The organism is Photobacterium chitinilyticum, from assembly GCF_004104355.1.
Taxonomy (GTDB): Bacteria; Pseudomonadota; Gammaproteobacteria; order Enterobacterales; family Vibrionaceae; genus Photobacterium; species Photobacterium chitinilyticum.
The window spans coordinates 80,780-96,227 of record NZ_RJLM01000011.1; the positions used below are offsets into that span (position 1 = coordinate 80,780).

Annotated in this window: 15 protein-coding genes; all 15 read left to right on the forward strand. The window is 45.8% G+C overall.

The genetic code is table 11. The features are described 5' to 3' along the window. Positions 1-152 precede the first annotated feature (152 nt). The 15 genes from aroQ to EDI28_RS20170 all read left to right on the forward strand — a co-directional run bounded on the left by aroQ (position 153) and on the right by EDI28_RS20170 (position 15,374). Positions 153-605, forward strand: a complete 453-nt coding sequence (aroQ, locus tag EDI28_RS20100; RefSeq protein ID WP_128785676.1) for a type II 3-dehydroquinate dehydratase — start codon at positions 153-155, stop codon at positions 603-605. 27 nt (positions 606-632) lie between these two features. Further along, positions 633-1,091 carry an acetyl-CoA carboxylase biotin carboxyl carrier protein gene (accB, locus tag EDI28_RS20105; RefSeq protein ID WP_128785677.1) on the forward strand — a complete coding sequence of 153 codons (459 nt, stop codon included), beginning with the start codon at positions 633-635 and terminating at the stop codon, positions 1,089-1,091. Positions 1,092-1,103: 12 nt separating this feature from the next. Next, positions 1,104-2,447, forward strand: coding sequence for an acetyl-CoA carboxylase biotin carboxylase subunit (accC, locus tag EDI28_RS20110; protein WP_128785678.1), 1,344 nt, complete (start codon positions 1,104-1,106; stop codon positions 2,445-2,447). A 194-nt stretch (positions 2,448-2,641) separates the two neighbouring features. After that, a complete protein-coding gene (locus EDI28_RS20115; RefSeq protein ID WP_128785679.1) occupies positions 2,642-2,923 on the forward strand; it encodes a YhdT family protein in 282 nt (93 codons plus the stop codon). Next, the gene (gene panF / locus EDI28_RS20120) at positions 2,916-4,376 is read left to right on the forward strand and encodes a sodium/pantothenate symporter (RefSeq protein WP_128785680.1); all 1,461 of its coding nucleotides are present in this window, start codon (positions 2,916-2,918) and stop codon (positions 4,374-4,376) included. Before EDI28_RS20115 ends, panF begins: the two co-directional genes overlap by 8 nt. Positions 4,377-4,542: 166 nt before the next feature. Continuing rightward, a complete protein-coding gene (prmA, locus tag EDI28_RS20125) occupies positions 4,543-5,427 on the forward strand; it encodes a 50S ribosomal protein L11 methyltransferase (protein ID WP_128785681.1) in 885 nt (294 codons plus the stop codon). Between the two features lie 163 nt (positions 5,428-5,590). Further along, complete coding sequence (gene dusB, locus EDI28_RS20130; protein WP_164918597.1) at positions 5,591-6,556, forward strand: tRNA dihydrouridine synthase DusB; 966 nt, start codon at positions 5,591-5,593, stop codon at positions 6,554-6,556. Positions 6,557-6,578: 22 nt separating this feature from the next. Next, the gene (gene fis / locus EDI28_RS20135) at positions 6,579-6,875 is read left to right on the forward strand and encodes a DNA-binding transcriptional regulator Fis (RefSeq protein ID WP_005372656.1); all 297 of its coding nucleotides are present in this window, start codon (positions 6,579-6,581) and stop codon (positions 6,873-6,875) included. Between the two features lie 103 nt (positions 6,876-6,978). Continuing rightward, positions 6,979-7,851, forward strand: coding sequence for a hypothetical protein (locus EDI28_RS20140; RefSeq protein WP_128785682.1), 873 nt, complete (start codon positions 6,979-6,981; stop codon positions 7,849-7,851). Between the two features lie 66 nt (positions 7,852-7,917). Continuing rightward, a complete protein-coding gene (locus EDI28_RS20145; protein WP_128785683.1) occupies positions 7,918-8,142 on the forward strand; it encodes a helix-turn-helix transcriptional regulator in 225 nt (74 codons plus the stop codon). Positions 8,143-8,241: 99 nt separating this feature from the next. Continuing rightward, entirely contained in the window at positions 8,242-8,826 is a 585-nt protein-coding gene (locus EDI28_RS20150; RefSeq protein WP_128785684.1) for a hypothetical protein, read from the forward strand. A gap of 2 nt (positions 8,827-8,828) precedes the next feature. Further along, positions 8,829-11,324, forward strand: a complete 2,496-nt coding sequence (locus EDI28_RS20155) for a phage/plasmid primase, P4 family (protein WP_128785685.1) — start codon at positions 8,829-8,831, stop codon at positions 11,322-11,324. A gap of 886 nt (positions 11,325-12,210) precedes the next feature. Further along, positions 12,211-13,062 carry a TIR domain-containing protein gene (locus tag EDI28_RS20160; protein WP_128785686.1) on the forward strand — a complete coding sequence of 284 codons (852 nt, stop codon included), beginning with the start codon at positions 12,211-12,213 and terminating at the stop codon, positions 13,060-13,062. 123 nt (positions 13,063-13,185) lie between these two features. Next, positions 13,186-14,505: an AAA family ATPase gene (locus tag EDI28_RS20165; protein WP_128785687.1), complete on the forward strand. Its 1,320-nt coding sequence runs from the start codon at positions 13,186-13,188 to the stop codon at positions 14,503-14,505. After that, positions 14,502-15,374 carry a DUF4435 domain-containing protein gene (locus tag EDI28_RS20170; protein ID WP_164918596.1) on the forward strand — a complete coding sequence of 291 codons (873 nt, stop codon included), beginning with the start codon at positions 14,502-14,504 and terminating at the stop codon, positions 15,372-15,374. Before EDI28_RS20165 ends, EDI28_RS20170 begins: the two co-directional genes overlap by 4 nt. Positions 15,375-15,448 lie beyond the last annotated feature (74 nt).

A 15,448-nucleotide genomic window follows, 5' to 3' on the forward strand; every position in this document is an offset into this window, starting at 1 on the left:
GACCAGTATTTTGCTGCGATTTGCGTTGAATTCACTATAATTGCTCACCAAGCATGTTTTGGCAGCAAAAATTAGGACACATAGGAAGCAAGGTTGCAGTTTTCTGCGCGTTGTTAGAGTAAAACCTCAAAAACAAGTGATATAACGTCAAGATGTCGACCGTTCAACGAATTTTACTTATCAATGGACCTAACCTGAACTTATTAGGTCTCAGAGAGCCCGGCCATTATGGCCAACAGACGCTGGCTCAGATCGTTACTAATTTAACTGCCAAAGCAACTGAACTGGGTGTAGAACTAGACCACATTCAATCTAACGCAGAGCATGAACTGATTGATGCTATCCACAATGCCCATGGCAAGGTGGACTTTATCATCATCAATCCGGCCGCATTTACGCATACCAGCGTGGCGATCCGCGATGCCCTGCTCGGAGTCCAAATCCCGTTTATTGAAGTGCACCTGTCTAATGTCCACGCCCGTGAACCATTCCGTCATCACTCCTACCTGTCCGATAAGGCAGTCGGCGTGATTTGTGGCCTCGGCCCGGATGGTTATGAATTCGCCCTGCACGCAGCGGTTCGACGCCTGCTTGCAGAAAGCTAAATGAACAACATATAAAGAGAAAGACACATGGATATTCGTAAGATCAAGAAGCTAATTGAACTGGTTGAAGAGTCTGGTATCTCGGAGCTTGAGATCTCTGAAGGCGAAGAGTCTGTACGCATCAGTCGCAACGCGCCTGTAACAGCACAGCCTCAAGTCTTCGCAGCAGCACCAGTAGCAGCGCCTGCGCCAGTAGCAGCACCTGCGCCAGTAGCAGCGGCAGAAGCTCCGGCTTCACCGGCTGTGCCAAAAGGCCATCAGGTTCTTTCTCCAATGGTCGGCACTTTCTATCGTGCACCTAGCCCTGAAGCAAAAACATTTGTTGAAGTTGGTCAAACCGTCAATGCCGGCGACACGTTATGCATTGTCGAAGCAATGAAGATGATGAACCAAATCGAAGCAGATCAGTCGGGTACTGTTGTTGCAATTCTGGCTGAAGATGGTGATGCGATCGAGTTTGATCAGCCGCTAGTTATCATCGAGTAACCGGGGCCTCTTATGTTAGATAAATTAGTTATCGCCAACCGAGGCGAAATCGCGCTACGTATTTTGCGTGCGTGTAAAGAGCTAGGGATCAAAACCGTTGCGGTTCACTCTACGGCTGACCGCGAGCTCAAACACGTTCTTCTTGCTGACGAGTCCATATGTATCGGCCCGGCCAAAGGAACCGACAGCTACCTGAATATTCCGCGTATTATCAGCGCAGCTGAAATTACCGGTGCAGTCGCTATCCACCCGGGATACGGTTTTCTGTCTGAAAACGCAGATTTTGCCGAGCAGGTTGAACGTTCCGGCTTTATCTTTGTTGGCCCGAAAGCGGAAACTATCCGCATAATGGGTGACAAAGTATCGGCAATCACCTCGATGAAAAAAGCGGGTGTTCCTTGCGTACCTGGCTCTGATGGCCCTCTTGATGACGACACGGTCAAGAACAAGTCTTTTGCCAAGCGCATCGGCTACCCAGTGATCATCAAGGCATCAGGCGGCGGTGGCGGCCGTGGTATGCGAGTGGTACGCACCGAAGCCGATCTGGCTGAGGCGATTGCCATGACTCGTGCAGAGGCAAAAGCCTGCTTCAACAATGACATGGTTTATATGGAGAAATTCCTCGAGAACCCTCGTCATATCGAAGTCCAGGTTCTGGCTGACGGCCAGGGCAATGCTATCCACCTTGGCGAACGAGACTGCTCAATGCAGCGTCGTCACCAGAAAGTTGTGGAAGAAGCACCGGCACCGGGCATCACCGAAGAAATGCGTAAGTACATCGGTGAACGCTGTACGCGTGCATGTATCGAAATCGGCTACCGCGGTGCGGGTACCTTTGAGTTCCTGTACGAAAACGGCGAGTTCTATTTCATCGAGATGAACACCCGTATTCAGGTTGAGCACCCAGTAACCGAGATGGTTACCGGTGTTGACCTAATCAAAGAGCAGCTGCGTATTGCTGCAGGCCAGCCGCTGTCATTCAGCCAGAGCGACATCCAGGTTCGCGGTCACGCTGTTGAGTGTCGTATCAACGCCGAGGATCCAGAACGCTTTCTGCCTTGCCCGGGAAAAATTGAGCGTTTCCACGCGCCAGGCGGCATGGGTATCCGTTGGGAATCTCATATCTACACCGGCTACACCGTACCACCACACTACGATTCAATGATCGGCAAGCTAATTGCCTTCGGCGAGAACCGTGACGTGGCGATCTCGCGTATGCGCAACGCGCTGGGCGAAGCAATCATCGACGGTATCAAGACCAACATTCCTCTGCAGCAAGAAATCATGGCAGATGAAAACTTCCAGCATGGTGGGGCCAACATCCACTATCTCGAGAAGAAACTCGGTCTGCAGTAATTGATGGCGATTTGATAAGAGGCTGCCTTCTGGCAGCCTTTTTTATTGTTTTAAGATTCAATTTGATGTGATTTCTAGCACTGTTCCCTATCTTTTGCCACAATACCTCACCTTTATTTGTATGAACATTGCTCACTCTCAGTATTATCAACCTCTTTTCTGAGTCGTGTTGCTGATTGACTGGAGACTTCGGCATGAAGACACTCTCTGCTCGCTATCGCCAGGCCCACAAGGAAGCCAAATGGGCGATAGGCCTCGCTCTCGCCTATTTTGTCTGGTGGTATTGCTCGGCGTATGCATTCGCACCAAACAACGTCCACGACAGCCTACCGGAGCTGTATTGGGGCTTTCCGCTTTGGTTCTTGCTCGCTTGTATTATCGGTCCGGTGATTTTTACCCTTTTGTGTGGCCTGATGGTGAAGTATATCTACCAGGACATGTCGTTGGATATCGACGAGGATACCCCGGATGAATAGTCAGCTGCTTATTCCATTGGTCCTGTATTTGGCAGCCGTTTTTGGCCTGGCCCTCTTTACCCGCCGTCATCACCAGACCGGTAAAGGGTTTCTCAATGAATACCTAGTCGGCGGTCGCAGCATGGGAGGCTTCGTGCTCGCGATGACGCTGGCAGCCACCTACGCCAGTGCCAGTTCGTTCATTGGCGGACCGGGTGCTGCCTATAAAATGGGACTGGGCTGGGTACTGCTGGCGATGATCCAGCTACCTGCCGCCTGGCTCACGCTGGGGGTCCTAGGTAAGAAATTTGCTATCGAGGCCCGCCGCCATAATGCCCTGACCCTCAATGACATCCTGTATGCCCGCTATAAAAACCGCGGTGTGGTGATCTTTGCTTCGCTGGCTCTGCTATTGGCTTTCTTTGGCACCATGGTGGTGCAGTTTGTCGGCGGTGCCCGCTTGTTACAAACGGTAACCGGGCTGTCCTACTCCCACGGCCTGATGCTGTTTGCCGTAACAGTCGGACTCTATACCACCATTGGCGGCTTCCGCGCAGTGGTGATGACTGACACCGTGCAGGGCATCATGATGATCATCGGCACCATTGCCCTCTTGGTGGGTATTGTCCATGCCGGCGGCAGTGTCGGCGAGCTGGTAACCGAGCTGCACCATATCAACCCCGAACTAGTCACACCATTTGGCCCGGACAATTTTCTCTCTCAGCCCTTCATGCTCAGTTTCTGGGTGTTGGTCTGTTTCGGGGTCATAGGTCTGCCGCACGCGGCTGTGCGCTGTATGTCATACAAAGATAGCAACTCGCTGCACAAGGGGATGGTGATCAGCACCGCAATGGTTGCCTTCCTGATGCTGGGCATGCATCTGGCCGGTGCGCTTGGCCGTGCCATCGTACCGGATATTGCCAGTCCGGATCAGATCATGCCGACCCTGATGATGACCGTACTGCCCCCTGTCGTCGCCGGTGTCTTTTTAGCCGGTCCGATGGCCGCTATCATGTCGACCATCGATTCACAGCTGATCCAGGCTTCGGCAACGCTGCTCAAGGATCTGTACCTTAACTACATCAACCCCAAGGCAGCCGAAGGACCTGAGGCCGAATCCCGCCTGCCTAAGCTGTCGCTATGGGTAACCGGCATTTTTTCTGCTCTGGTATTTGTTGCCGCAACCAATCCGCCAGACATGATCATCTGGCTCAACCTGCTGGCCTTTGGCGGTATGCAGGCCGTGTTCCTGTGGCCGCTTGTCCTCGGGTTATACTGGAAAAAAGCCTCTGCAACCGGGGCATTTGCCTCTATGCTCTCCGGATTGGGATGCTACATCAGCCTGTCGCTAGCCAAACCGGACCTGGGCGGGATGCATGCCATCGTTCCGACACTGGCCCTCAGCCTGGTGACCTTTATTCTGGGTAGCCTCGCCAGGCCCGTGACGGCACCGAGCCCGCAACATCAGTTATAAAACGTACCATTTAACCGCAAGATAGCACTATTTGGTGCTATCTTTTGGCCATATTGATCCCATAAAACACTCACCTACGGGCCCATGATTTTGATGCGGGCTGACTAAATTTTATGCTAGACTCCGCATCCTTGAACCGTAGCCAAACATTAAAGCGAACTAACCCATGCCTTGGATTCAAATTAAACTGAACGCAACAGCAGAAAATGCTGAAGCTATTGGCGATATGATGATGGAAGAAACCGGCGCTCTGTCTGTTACTTTCCTCGACGCACAAGACACGCCAGTTTTCGAGCCGCTACCAGGCGAAACCCGCCTATGGGGCGATACCGATGTGATTGGTTTGTATGACGCTGAAACTGACATGGATTTCGTACTCGGCATGCTGAAAAACAGCCCGCTGATCGCCGAAGACTTCGCCTATAAAGTTGAGCAACTGGAAGACAAGGACTGGGAACGCGAGTGGATGGAAAACTTCCACCCCATGCGTTTCGGCCGCCGCTTGTGGATCTGCCCTAGCTGGCGTGAAGCCCCAGAGCCGGATGCCGTAAATGTACTGCTTGATCCGGGCCTGGCCTTCGGCACAGGTACCCATCCGACAACCTCTCTATGCCTGGAGTGGCTGGACGGTCAAGATCTAACCGGCAAGACCGTGGTCGATTTCGGCTGTGGCTCTGGCATCCTGGCGATTGCTGCTATCAAACTTGGCGCCGCCAAAGTAATTGGTATCGACATCGACCCGCAGGCAATTCTCGCCTCTCGCGACAATGCAGGACGTAACGGCGTTTCCGACAAACTGGAGCTGTTCCTGCCGCAAGATCAGCCTGAAGGCATCCAGGCAGACATCGTCGTTGCCAACATCCTGGCCGGTCCGTTGCGAGAGCTGTCTCCGGTCATTAAGAGCCTGGTGAAGACTGGCGGTGATCTTGCCATCTCCGGCGTACTGGAAAGTCAGGCTGAAGACGTCGCTTCATACTATAGTGATGAACTGAGTCTAGACCCAATTGCAGCCCGTGAAGAATGGTGTCGCATTGCGGGTCGCAAGGCCTAACCATCATTAATTCAAGACAAATTTATTGTGCAATAAATGGTCAATTGATTGAAAAACATACGTTTTTGCAAATCAAAAACTAAATGCTCAATTATTGGCCTTTTCAGAAAGGGAAAAAATGCGTAAAATGCGCGCCCTTACTGGCACAGTCAGGAACAGACGTTTGAAGATCGGTCCTTATCAACTTAAAAACCAGCTGATAGTCGCGCCAATGGCGGGTGTGACCGATCGGCCATTTCGTGAACTATGCCTGCGTTACGGTGCAGGTATGGCTGTGAGCGAGATGATGTCTTCAAATCCAGACCTATGGAAAACGTCCAAATCCCAGAACCGGATGGTTCACGAAGGTGAATCGGGGGTTCGCTCGGTTCAAATAGCCGGCGCGGATCCGACGCTGATGGCTGAAGCGGCACAATTTAGTGTTGAGAACGGTGCGCAAATCATCGACATCAATATGGGTTGTCCCGCCAAAAAGGTCAACAAGCGACTTGCTGGTTCGGCACTGCTTCAGCACCCCGAGCTAATCGAAGATATTCTTCGTACTGTGGTGGATGCTGTCGATGTACCTGTCACGCTGAAAACGCGTACAGGCTGGGATCTTGATAACCGTAACTGTGTCAATATCGCACAACTTGCCGAGCAGTGTGGCATTCAGGCGCTGGCCCTTCACGGCCGAACCAAAGCCTGCATGTACAAAGGCGAGGCAGAATATGACTACATCAAAGCAGCGAAAAAGGCTGTTTCGATTCCGGTGATCGCTAACGGTGATATCGATTCTCCGGAAAAGGCACGCTTCGTACTGGATTATACCGGTGCCGATGCTTTGATGATTGGCCGACCTGCACAGGGACGGCCGTGGATTTTCCAGGAAATCCACCATTACTTAACAACTGGCGAACACCTGCCGGCTCCGTCCATGGATGAGGTCGGTGGCATTATGCAGGATCATGTTCAGGAGCTTCACCGTTTCTACGGGGAGTACCTAGGGTTACGCATTGCACGTAAACACGTGTCTTGGTACTTAAAAGAGCATGCACCTGCTGGTGATTTTCGCCGGACCTTCAACGCTATCGAAGATGCCCAACAGCAACTCGATGCGCTGCAAGGCTACTTCGAAAACGTTGCATAAATACTAGAAGAGCTTACAGAATATGTTCGAACAAAATCTGACTTCCGAAGCATTAACAGTGACAACTGTAACTTCACAGGACCAAATCACACAGAAGCCACTACGTGACTCTGTCAAAGCGTCGCTTAAAAACTACCTTGCTCAGTTAAACGGTCAGGAAGTCGATGATCTGTACGAGCTAGTACTTGCTGAAGTTGAGCAGCCGCTACTAGACACCATCATGCAGTACACCCGCGGTAACCAGACTCGCGCAGCAACCATGATGGGTATCAACCGCGGTACGCTTCGCAAGAAGCTTAAGAAATACGGCATGAACTAAACCAAACGGCTTAAGTTATTGTTTACAAAGCCCTACTCATTAACTTGAGTTGGGCTTTTTTGCTATATGTACCCCTATATGTACCCTGGAGATATTTAGTAAGATGGAATTTATCATCCCCCCCAGGCAAGGCTGGCTTTATTCAATGTTTATGGACCACCTTGAATCTATTGACACACCTTCAGCCGACATTGACCGCCAGATCATCAACCTCGATGTTGCACATAAGCTCAGTGATAAGACTACCGATACAGAGAAGTTTTGGCGACTGTATGAGCGTCTGCTCTCGTCTCAGCATATCTACAAGCCAGAGGAGGTAGAGATGCACCTACTGACTCTTCTCAACGTCATAGAGACAGGCCTTGATGCCCACAAAGAAGATGATGTATGGGATAAGCTCACGTATGCAAAAAGGATGAAGCTGTTAGATAAAATAATCAGCAACTGCGAGACACAGCTCAAGTACATCCAACAAATTGAGGCTCCGTCATCGGCCCCTCTCTCACGTATTAATGAATGCCGTAAACACCTAACGTATGGCATTCAGACGCTTGATATAAAGCAGGAATCATTATCAAAGCTAAATGAATTAGAAAATAACTTAAAATGCCTACACCTACCACGCCCGAAGATACCAAGGGCAGCAACCAGCACCCTTGAAGCCCTTCACACAAACCTTTGCGCATTTCGCGGCTTCCAAAGACATTTATACGATAAGAACAGCCCAATCAATAAGTCACTAGCCATAAGCCAGGGCTTCCATAAACAGGTGACTCTCATCAGAAATATTGTCGTATGGTTTGAGTTTTGCTTTGCCTCACCGAATAAATCCTGTGTAGCCAGCCTAGCTTCTATTTACCTCGGCTACGAAGTAGAAAAAGAGCAAGTAACCGACGCACTAAAATATTGGAACGGACGAATGAGTGCAACTGACATCATATTGGGGGGGGAAGCTTTTCAACATTTCACCTCATAGTTTCCTCTTATTTCGCACACGAAAACAGAGCAAAATGCCCTCATTCGATAACGAACAGGGGCATTTATGCTTAATACTACTCCAACACCCACCGAAATTTTAAAGCAGTACGCTGAAAGCGAACGTTTCTGCCGTGAAGCAGAGCGTAAACGCATTACGACTCTTTCACGCTCACAAGCCTGGCAACTAGAAAAACAAGGGCGTTTTCCTAAACGCCGAAAAATCGGCAATACCAATGTATGGCTGCTCTCTGACCTTCTCTACTGGATAGCACAACAGGAGGAGGTATGAATCATCACGTCAAAACAACAAAGTTGCCAGTTCTACCACTCGTCATACGAGGCAACACCTGTACACAGATTAATTCAGAAGGGACTCAGGAGGTGCATTATGCTACGAATTAAAGATGTTTTTTCGCCGGAATTGGCTCTTCAAAAGCTATACGAAACCTTCCAGCATGTACCGGAGGTTCTTTCAGCAATAATGCTCCTTACAGCGAAAGAGGCTCAGTTCCTTGCGGTTCTGGTTGACGGTAAAACCATTTCCAACGGTGATTATGATGTAGGGGCTGATTTTGTCGCACCTCGCGTAGACGGCACAGTAGGCGAACTTCGCCGTAAGCATTACTTCCCGATATGGGATGAGAGTATCCGTGTAACATCTGACTCTGGCCGAAGCACCAGGGTCAAACGTTATTACATCCATGAAGAGCAATTACAGCACCTGCTCACTGACCCTGCCGCTGTTTTCAACAAAATAAAGCGATCGTCCTGGGCTCGCAGGACAACGCGAGAAACTCACGATATTGACAACTTACTTAAACGTCGTGGAATTGACGGTGCATTAAAACGAATTTTGCACCAACACTACCAGCATAAAGCTATCTCACCTAAGCAGTGGAAAGTGATTGAAGATGATTTTCTACATCACTGCACAACGCTCGATGCTGCAAATGACGAGGACGGGGGTGAATAATAATGACGACTACGATTAATCCTCGCAACCAAGTTAGTGCAATTGCTGAAATGGCCCGCGGTAAATGGGGATATATTCACAATGCACTGGGGATCATCGTGGATGAAAAGGGCAGGCATTCCGCCTGCCCAGTCTGCGGCGGCAAAGATAGATTCCGGTTCGATGACCTGGAAGGGCGAGGTACATCATTCTGCAATCAGTGTCCCGAGCAGAGTCGAGATGGTCTGGCTCTTGTCCGTGATTATTACGGCTGTGACATTAAAGAAGCAGCTCAAAAGGTGGCTGACACTTTGAACGTAACGAATGACGACCACATACCCAACACTCCTTTTCTGGGCAGCCAGAAAGAGAAGCTGGTTAATAATTTTGCACCTGAGTTCGATCTTCTGCCCGATGCTGATTGCAATCACCCATATCTGATAAAAAAGCAGTTAGCTAACGAAGGCTTAAAACAAACTGGCGATGCGTTAATTGTTCCGGCCTATAACGCTGATGGTGTTATGGCGGGCTTACAACGTCTGTTTGGCAACGGGGATAAGCCGTGGTTTAAAGGCTCCCAAAAGCGTGGGGCATTTCTCATGCTAGGTGATGGTGGTGACCTCGGGATCATCACCGAAGGCTGGGGTACGGGCCGTACTATTTACGAACAGACTGGCATGACAACATATGTTGGATTTGATGCTGGCAACATAAAGAACATAGCCCCATTAGTTGCAGCCAAGCACGACTATGTGTTTGTTGCATCTGACAATGATAAGCCCGGATTTAAGGCATTGAGCGAAGCACAGGCGGCAGCACCCCATAAGGCAGTTCTGAACCTTATTCCAATGGAAGAAGGTGATGTACCAGAGAGCGGCGGCACAGACTGGTCTGACATATACCTTTCTGGACAGCCAATTAAGGAAATCATCGAAGCCAACATTGAGGCTCAGATTTCAGCCTATCAACAAAAAAATGACTCCGTTGAAACCGAGATTGCTAGCCAAGATGGTGAGCCAGAATATCCAGACTTTGACGCAGCCATCAAAGCGTTAAAAGAAGATAATCGCAACGAAGATGCTTTTAATGCGGCAATTGGCTTTGTCCGTGAGGCAAATTTTATGAATGTAGGGTACATGCGTCACCAACTTAAAGATGTAACAAAGGTGGACATTGCCGAAATCAAAGCCGCAGTCAGAGAACTCAATACCGCAGAAGAGCCTATCCCTCTGACCCATGGTGAGATGGCTGACAAGTATATTGAGAGATTCGGTGATGTCCGCCCAATTGGCGAATATGGCCGCCTATGGTTGTACGGTGAACAAAAAGGTATCTGGGATGATACCGCGCTACCTCAAGTTGGTGTTGATGTTGCTAAGCTATTTAAAACAGAGGATCGCTGTAAGCGAGAACCTGACTATAAAGCTATAGCGTCACACAGCTACAACACGGTCGAGGAACCTGGCTTCTTTGCCAATGCCCCGAAAGGCATTTATACCCCATCCGGTTTTATCTGTGTTCAAAATGGGGCACTGGTGAAGCTACCACCATCACCGGAGCACCATGCTCGTTTCCGGTTAGAGATTGAACCTGCCTTTGATCACGAGCCGGAATTATTGCTTGGTGTGCTGCGGGAAGCATTTGATACGACGGACGTGGATGGACAGATTCGCCAACTGCGAATGCTAACGGGCTTGTCCCTGCTGGGCTTACAAGCTCAAATACAACGAGCGATCTTCTTATTCGGGGCTGGCGGCTCAGGAAAGTCACTATATTTAAAAATCTTGGAGGCACTGGTTCCCAGCGAGTACAGGGCAAGCGTCAGCCCACACGAGATGGACAACGACTACAAAGTTGCATCATTTGCCGGAAAGCTACTGAATCTTGTTCCTGAAATTGACAAAGACAAGCCGGTTCCGAGTGCTGCATTTAAAGCGATTACCGGTGGTGATACCAAATCAGCCCGCGAGCCATACGGGAAAGTATTTACTTTTGTTCCCGATGCCGGGTGCTGGTTCAACGGAAACTTTTTCCTTACCACCAAAGACCATAGTGAAGGGTTCTGGCGACGCTGGGCCATCATTCACTTCGCGAACAGCAAGCCAGAGAATGAGCGAGATCCAACATTAGTTGACCGCATTATTGATGATGAGTTACCAGTAATATTAGGCTGGGCAATCATGGGGGTGAAAGATTATCTCGATAACGGTCTATATTTGTCAGCGACACATTATAAATGTCTCAATGAATGGCAGCGAGAGGGGGATAGCGTAGCTTGCTGGCTCAACGATGATGACAATGACATCGGAAACCGAGAGGCAAATAAAGCACATCAACCCTTAAAGGTCAGTCACGCTTATACGATTTATCATGATTGGTGTCGCCATAACAACAGAAAGCCGTACAGCAAGCAGCAATTCAAAGCATACATGGCTAACCATGGGCATGTAGCGAGCCTTAACAATGGGTATAGCTGCTATCCATCTCTTTATGACGATCGACCTTCACTACGATTCTAGCGAAATATAACCGGGGGAACATAGAGGCCTTTGCTGCCACCTTTCCCCCTAACCTCCATCACCACACTATAAGAAACTATCTGCCTCATTGTATCGCGATGATTGCATTATTAAAGGGCAACCCGGCACTCTAACCAGTCTAGGTGGGAAAAGTGGACTTTTCTCTTATTAATAACTTTCTACGATCACACACATGCTCAACTTTAAACCAATAGCAACGGACGAGTGTTTGTACTATAGGGAAAAGGTGCCAGCTGAAAACCCACTTTTTCCACTAAACACCACGGATCCTTATCTGGCTGGCCTGAAGAGAACACTGCAACATGGTTGAGCCAGGGGTCAGGTTAAGCTTCAATTTACCGAACTGCCTCAAACTAACTGCACCTCATAGCCCATAGGCAGGAGGGGGGGGCTGGACCACGGCAAAATACCCCCTCCCCCCTTCACATATGTCCATCCGAAATGTAACCGATTTTCAAAGTCCGAAACTTTGATAAGTAACGCTTAATATTATGAATTCGTTGATAGATGATCCCCATCCCCCAAAGATCCCACCTCGTCTACAAAGCCCACATAATTAACTTGTTCTACATATAGCACCTTGATTCACATAACGTTGAGCTAAGCCAACAAAATCTATACATATTCTGATAAGATTGTCCGCATTTGTATACACTCGTGGACTCTGTGTGTCCAAGGGCGGTAGCGTGTCAAAATCTAGTAACTGGACTAATTTTGCCATAACAAGGCCATCAAGGTGATGCGTTACACTCGGAGGTTTTGGTATAGAGTTCGGTGGATTTTGCTGGTTAGGAGGGGCACACAATATGGCTGGCGTTAGCTGCCATAAGTAGCATCAAGTATAAATTGTTAATATGGAAAAATAATGAGAAAACCAAGAGTCTTCATTGGTTCTTCAGTAGAGAGTCTTCCAATCTCGGATGCTATAGCTGAAAACCTCGAATTTGATGCAGAAGTAACAATATGGCGTAACGGTACATTTAAACTATCAAGTAATGCACTCGACGATTTAATCGAAAAAACTAAAGCTATCGACTTCGCCATTTTTATATTCTCCCCTGATGATCTTGCTGTTATGAGGGCTCGTGAAAAATACGTTGTACGTGACAATGTAGTATTTGAGCTAGGGCTTTTTATTGGTGCAATTGGTAAGAGTCGTTGTTTTATAGTAAAGCCAAGAAATGTAGAATTACACTTCCCAAGTGATTTGCTTGGTATAACCCCAACAGATTTTGACGCTAATCGTAGTGATAACGACTTGGCTTCATCGCTTAATTATGCCGCAACAAATATCAAAAGGTCATTCAATCAACAGGGCTTGATGTCAAATGCAGCTGATACGGAAAAGCCAAGGATTGATGTCAACGCTCAGTTAGCCGACCTGTTAGACATAGACATCATTGTTATGTCTGCGTTGTTAGAGTCTACAAATACAGACGTGGATGGTTGTTCCAGCTGGGATCTTTATAATAGGTTGAACCAGTTCGACTTATCTTCAGCCCAGATCAATTTGGCAATTATCAAATTAGTTCGTGCAGGAATGATAGAAAAGTTAAACTCGTCCGATTTTAACGGCAATGAGTACTTTAGTTTTTCTTTAACGGAATATGGTATTGATGTATGCCTGACGAATCAACAAAAAATTGAAACACTGTACAAGCCTAAGCAGCGACAAGCAGATTGGTTCATTCCACAACAACCGCCAATTGGTAGCTAAGAAACTGTTAAAGAGTTATTCTCAGTGCGTAGCATTTGGTTTATTGCTTAAGGTGCAATACGGTGGCTTAGTCATTGTGTTGCTCACAACTTAGCATGGTATTATAACTATTTAGAGATAATTATGATAATTAAAAGGTTTACTGCTAAAAAAGTTCATGGGTATTTAAATTTCGATATTTTCTTCAAAGAGGACATTAATTTTTTAGTTGGACATAACGGATGTGGTAAAACAACAGCTCTAAAATTAATCATGGCATTATTAACTCCTGATATTAAGGAGCTAGCTAGAATTCCATTTGAATCCTGCTCCATTGATTTTATTGTGGCAAAAACAAACAAACTTGCATCCATTAGAGTAAATAAAGATGACTTTAAATTATATTTAATGAGCTCTTTATCTCCCGAAAGGTTTGAGTATGGGATAGAATCAATAATAAATGATGATTTTGATAGTAGCGAGATGATCTCTAGCATTGCTAAATTAGCAAATCCTATACTGATATCACTTGATAGAAAATTTTCGAACAGTGAGAACAACTATAAAATTAGATTTAAGCATCAAATATGGCCTGATGACCCTTATCTTATTCATGATGATGAAGTTATCGACCCCTTATCAGATGTTAAATCACTTATAAAAAATGAGATTAGGTCCATTGACCGTAAGAACATAGTTGAAGATGAAAGGCTTAAAGATAAGATTCTAATTGACGCCTTTAATGTTATTGAAGTTTCAAACGGATTTAGTTTTGACAATGACTTTAAATTATCTGATTTGGAAGTCAAGCGAAGTGTAATAACTAATGCTTTAGAGTCACTTAGTTTAAGAAATAAAAATTTAATTAATGTTCAAGAAGCCACTGATAAGTATTTCTATGAACTAAAGAAAAATGTAAATGAATTAAAGCGCTTTGAAAATGATAAAAACAAAATGTCTAAGATGCGATATATTGAGGCTATGACATTTATGTTTGCCAATAAACCTCAGATAACTAGAATTGATAACTTGGTTAAATTCATTCGTTCATCGCAATTAAATAAAACCAAGGCATATGAAAAGGTTGATTTATTTGAAAGCATTGTGAATTCTTTTTTCTCACAAACAGGAAAGAAGATATCAATAAAAACTGGCAATCTAAAAATAAATGTGAATGGAACAGACATCGAGGTTAATTCACTTTCTTCTGGTGAAACACAAATTATAACGTTATTTGCACATATAATATTTAACCGAAGATTACTAAGTAAAGCTTCATTCATGATTGATGAGCCTGAATTATCTTTACACTTAGCATGGCAGGAGATGTTTGTTGACTCTCTAAAAAAGGCAAACGCAAACTTACAAGTTATTCTTGCAACACATTCACCCGCTATCATCAATGGCTTTGATGATAAGTGTGTGTTTGTAAATGGTGAAAATAATATGGAAGGTTCATTTTGATTCCAAGCTATAATGTTAAGTACAGGTCAAGTATTGGTGTTTTATATCGACCATTGCAAGATGTAGAAATATATGTTGAAGATGAAGATAGTTCAGTTTTTTATAATGAATTATTTGGAAGACTTTTAGATGGTAAAGTTAGAATTAAAAAAGTTATTCCTTTAGGTTGCAGATTAGAGGTGATAAAAGGGGCGAAAGAACAGAATAAATCCTTCCCTAAAGTATTCATCATTGATGGTGATTTATATTGGGTTTCAGGTAAGTTTAAAGTCGAAGATTCTCGTCTTTATCAGTATCCATTTTATTGCATTGAAAATGCACTTTTTTGCAAAGATGCTGCAATAGCTTTAATACAAGAAACATTAGGTTGCAAAACCGTCGAGTACATTGAAGATAAGTTATCATGGGATGAATGGGTTGATTCAATTGAAGCAAGCTTAATAAAATTATTTGTTGTTTTTGCCACTGCATTTAAGTTGAAACCAACTATAAAAACGACAAGTAGAGGTTTTAATTCCATAATCACAAGGGTAAAAAAGTCACCACCAATATTTGATATTGATAAAATTGGAAAAATCATTAATGATATACTTATAGAACTCAACAATGACTTTGGTGAAGAAGTTGTAACTGAAACGAGAGATAATATTAATGAATGGGTTCATGAAAACGAACACTTTATAAATATAGTCTCAGGAAAGGATTTCTTGTTGCCATTATTGTCATTTAAAATAAAGGAAATTTGTGGTCTTGATCTTAGTATTGACTCTAGAAATTTCAGACTCGCAAGATCATGTAATTTAGATTCCTTAAATGATTTGAAACAATTCATTATAACTACGGTTTCTGAATTTAAACAGATCGCATAATAGTTATAAAGCAATCAAGGTGACGCATTACACTCGGCGGTTATTACTGAAAATAGCATCGGTATGGTACTCAC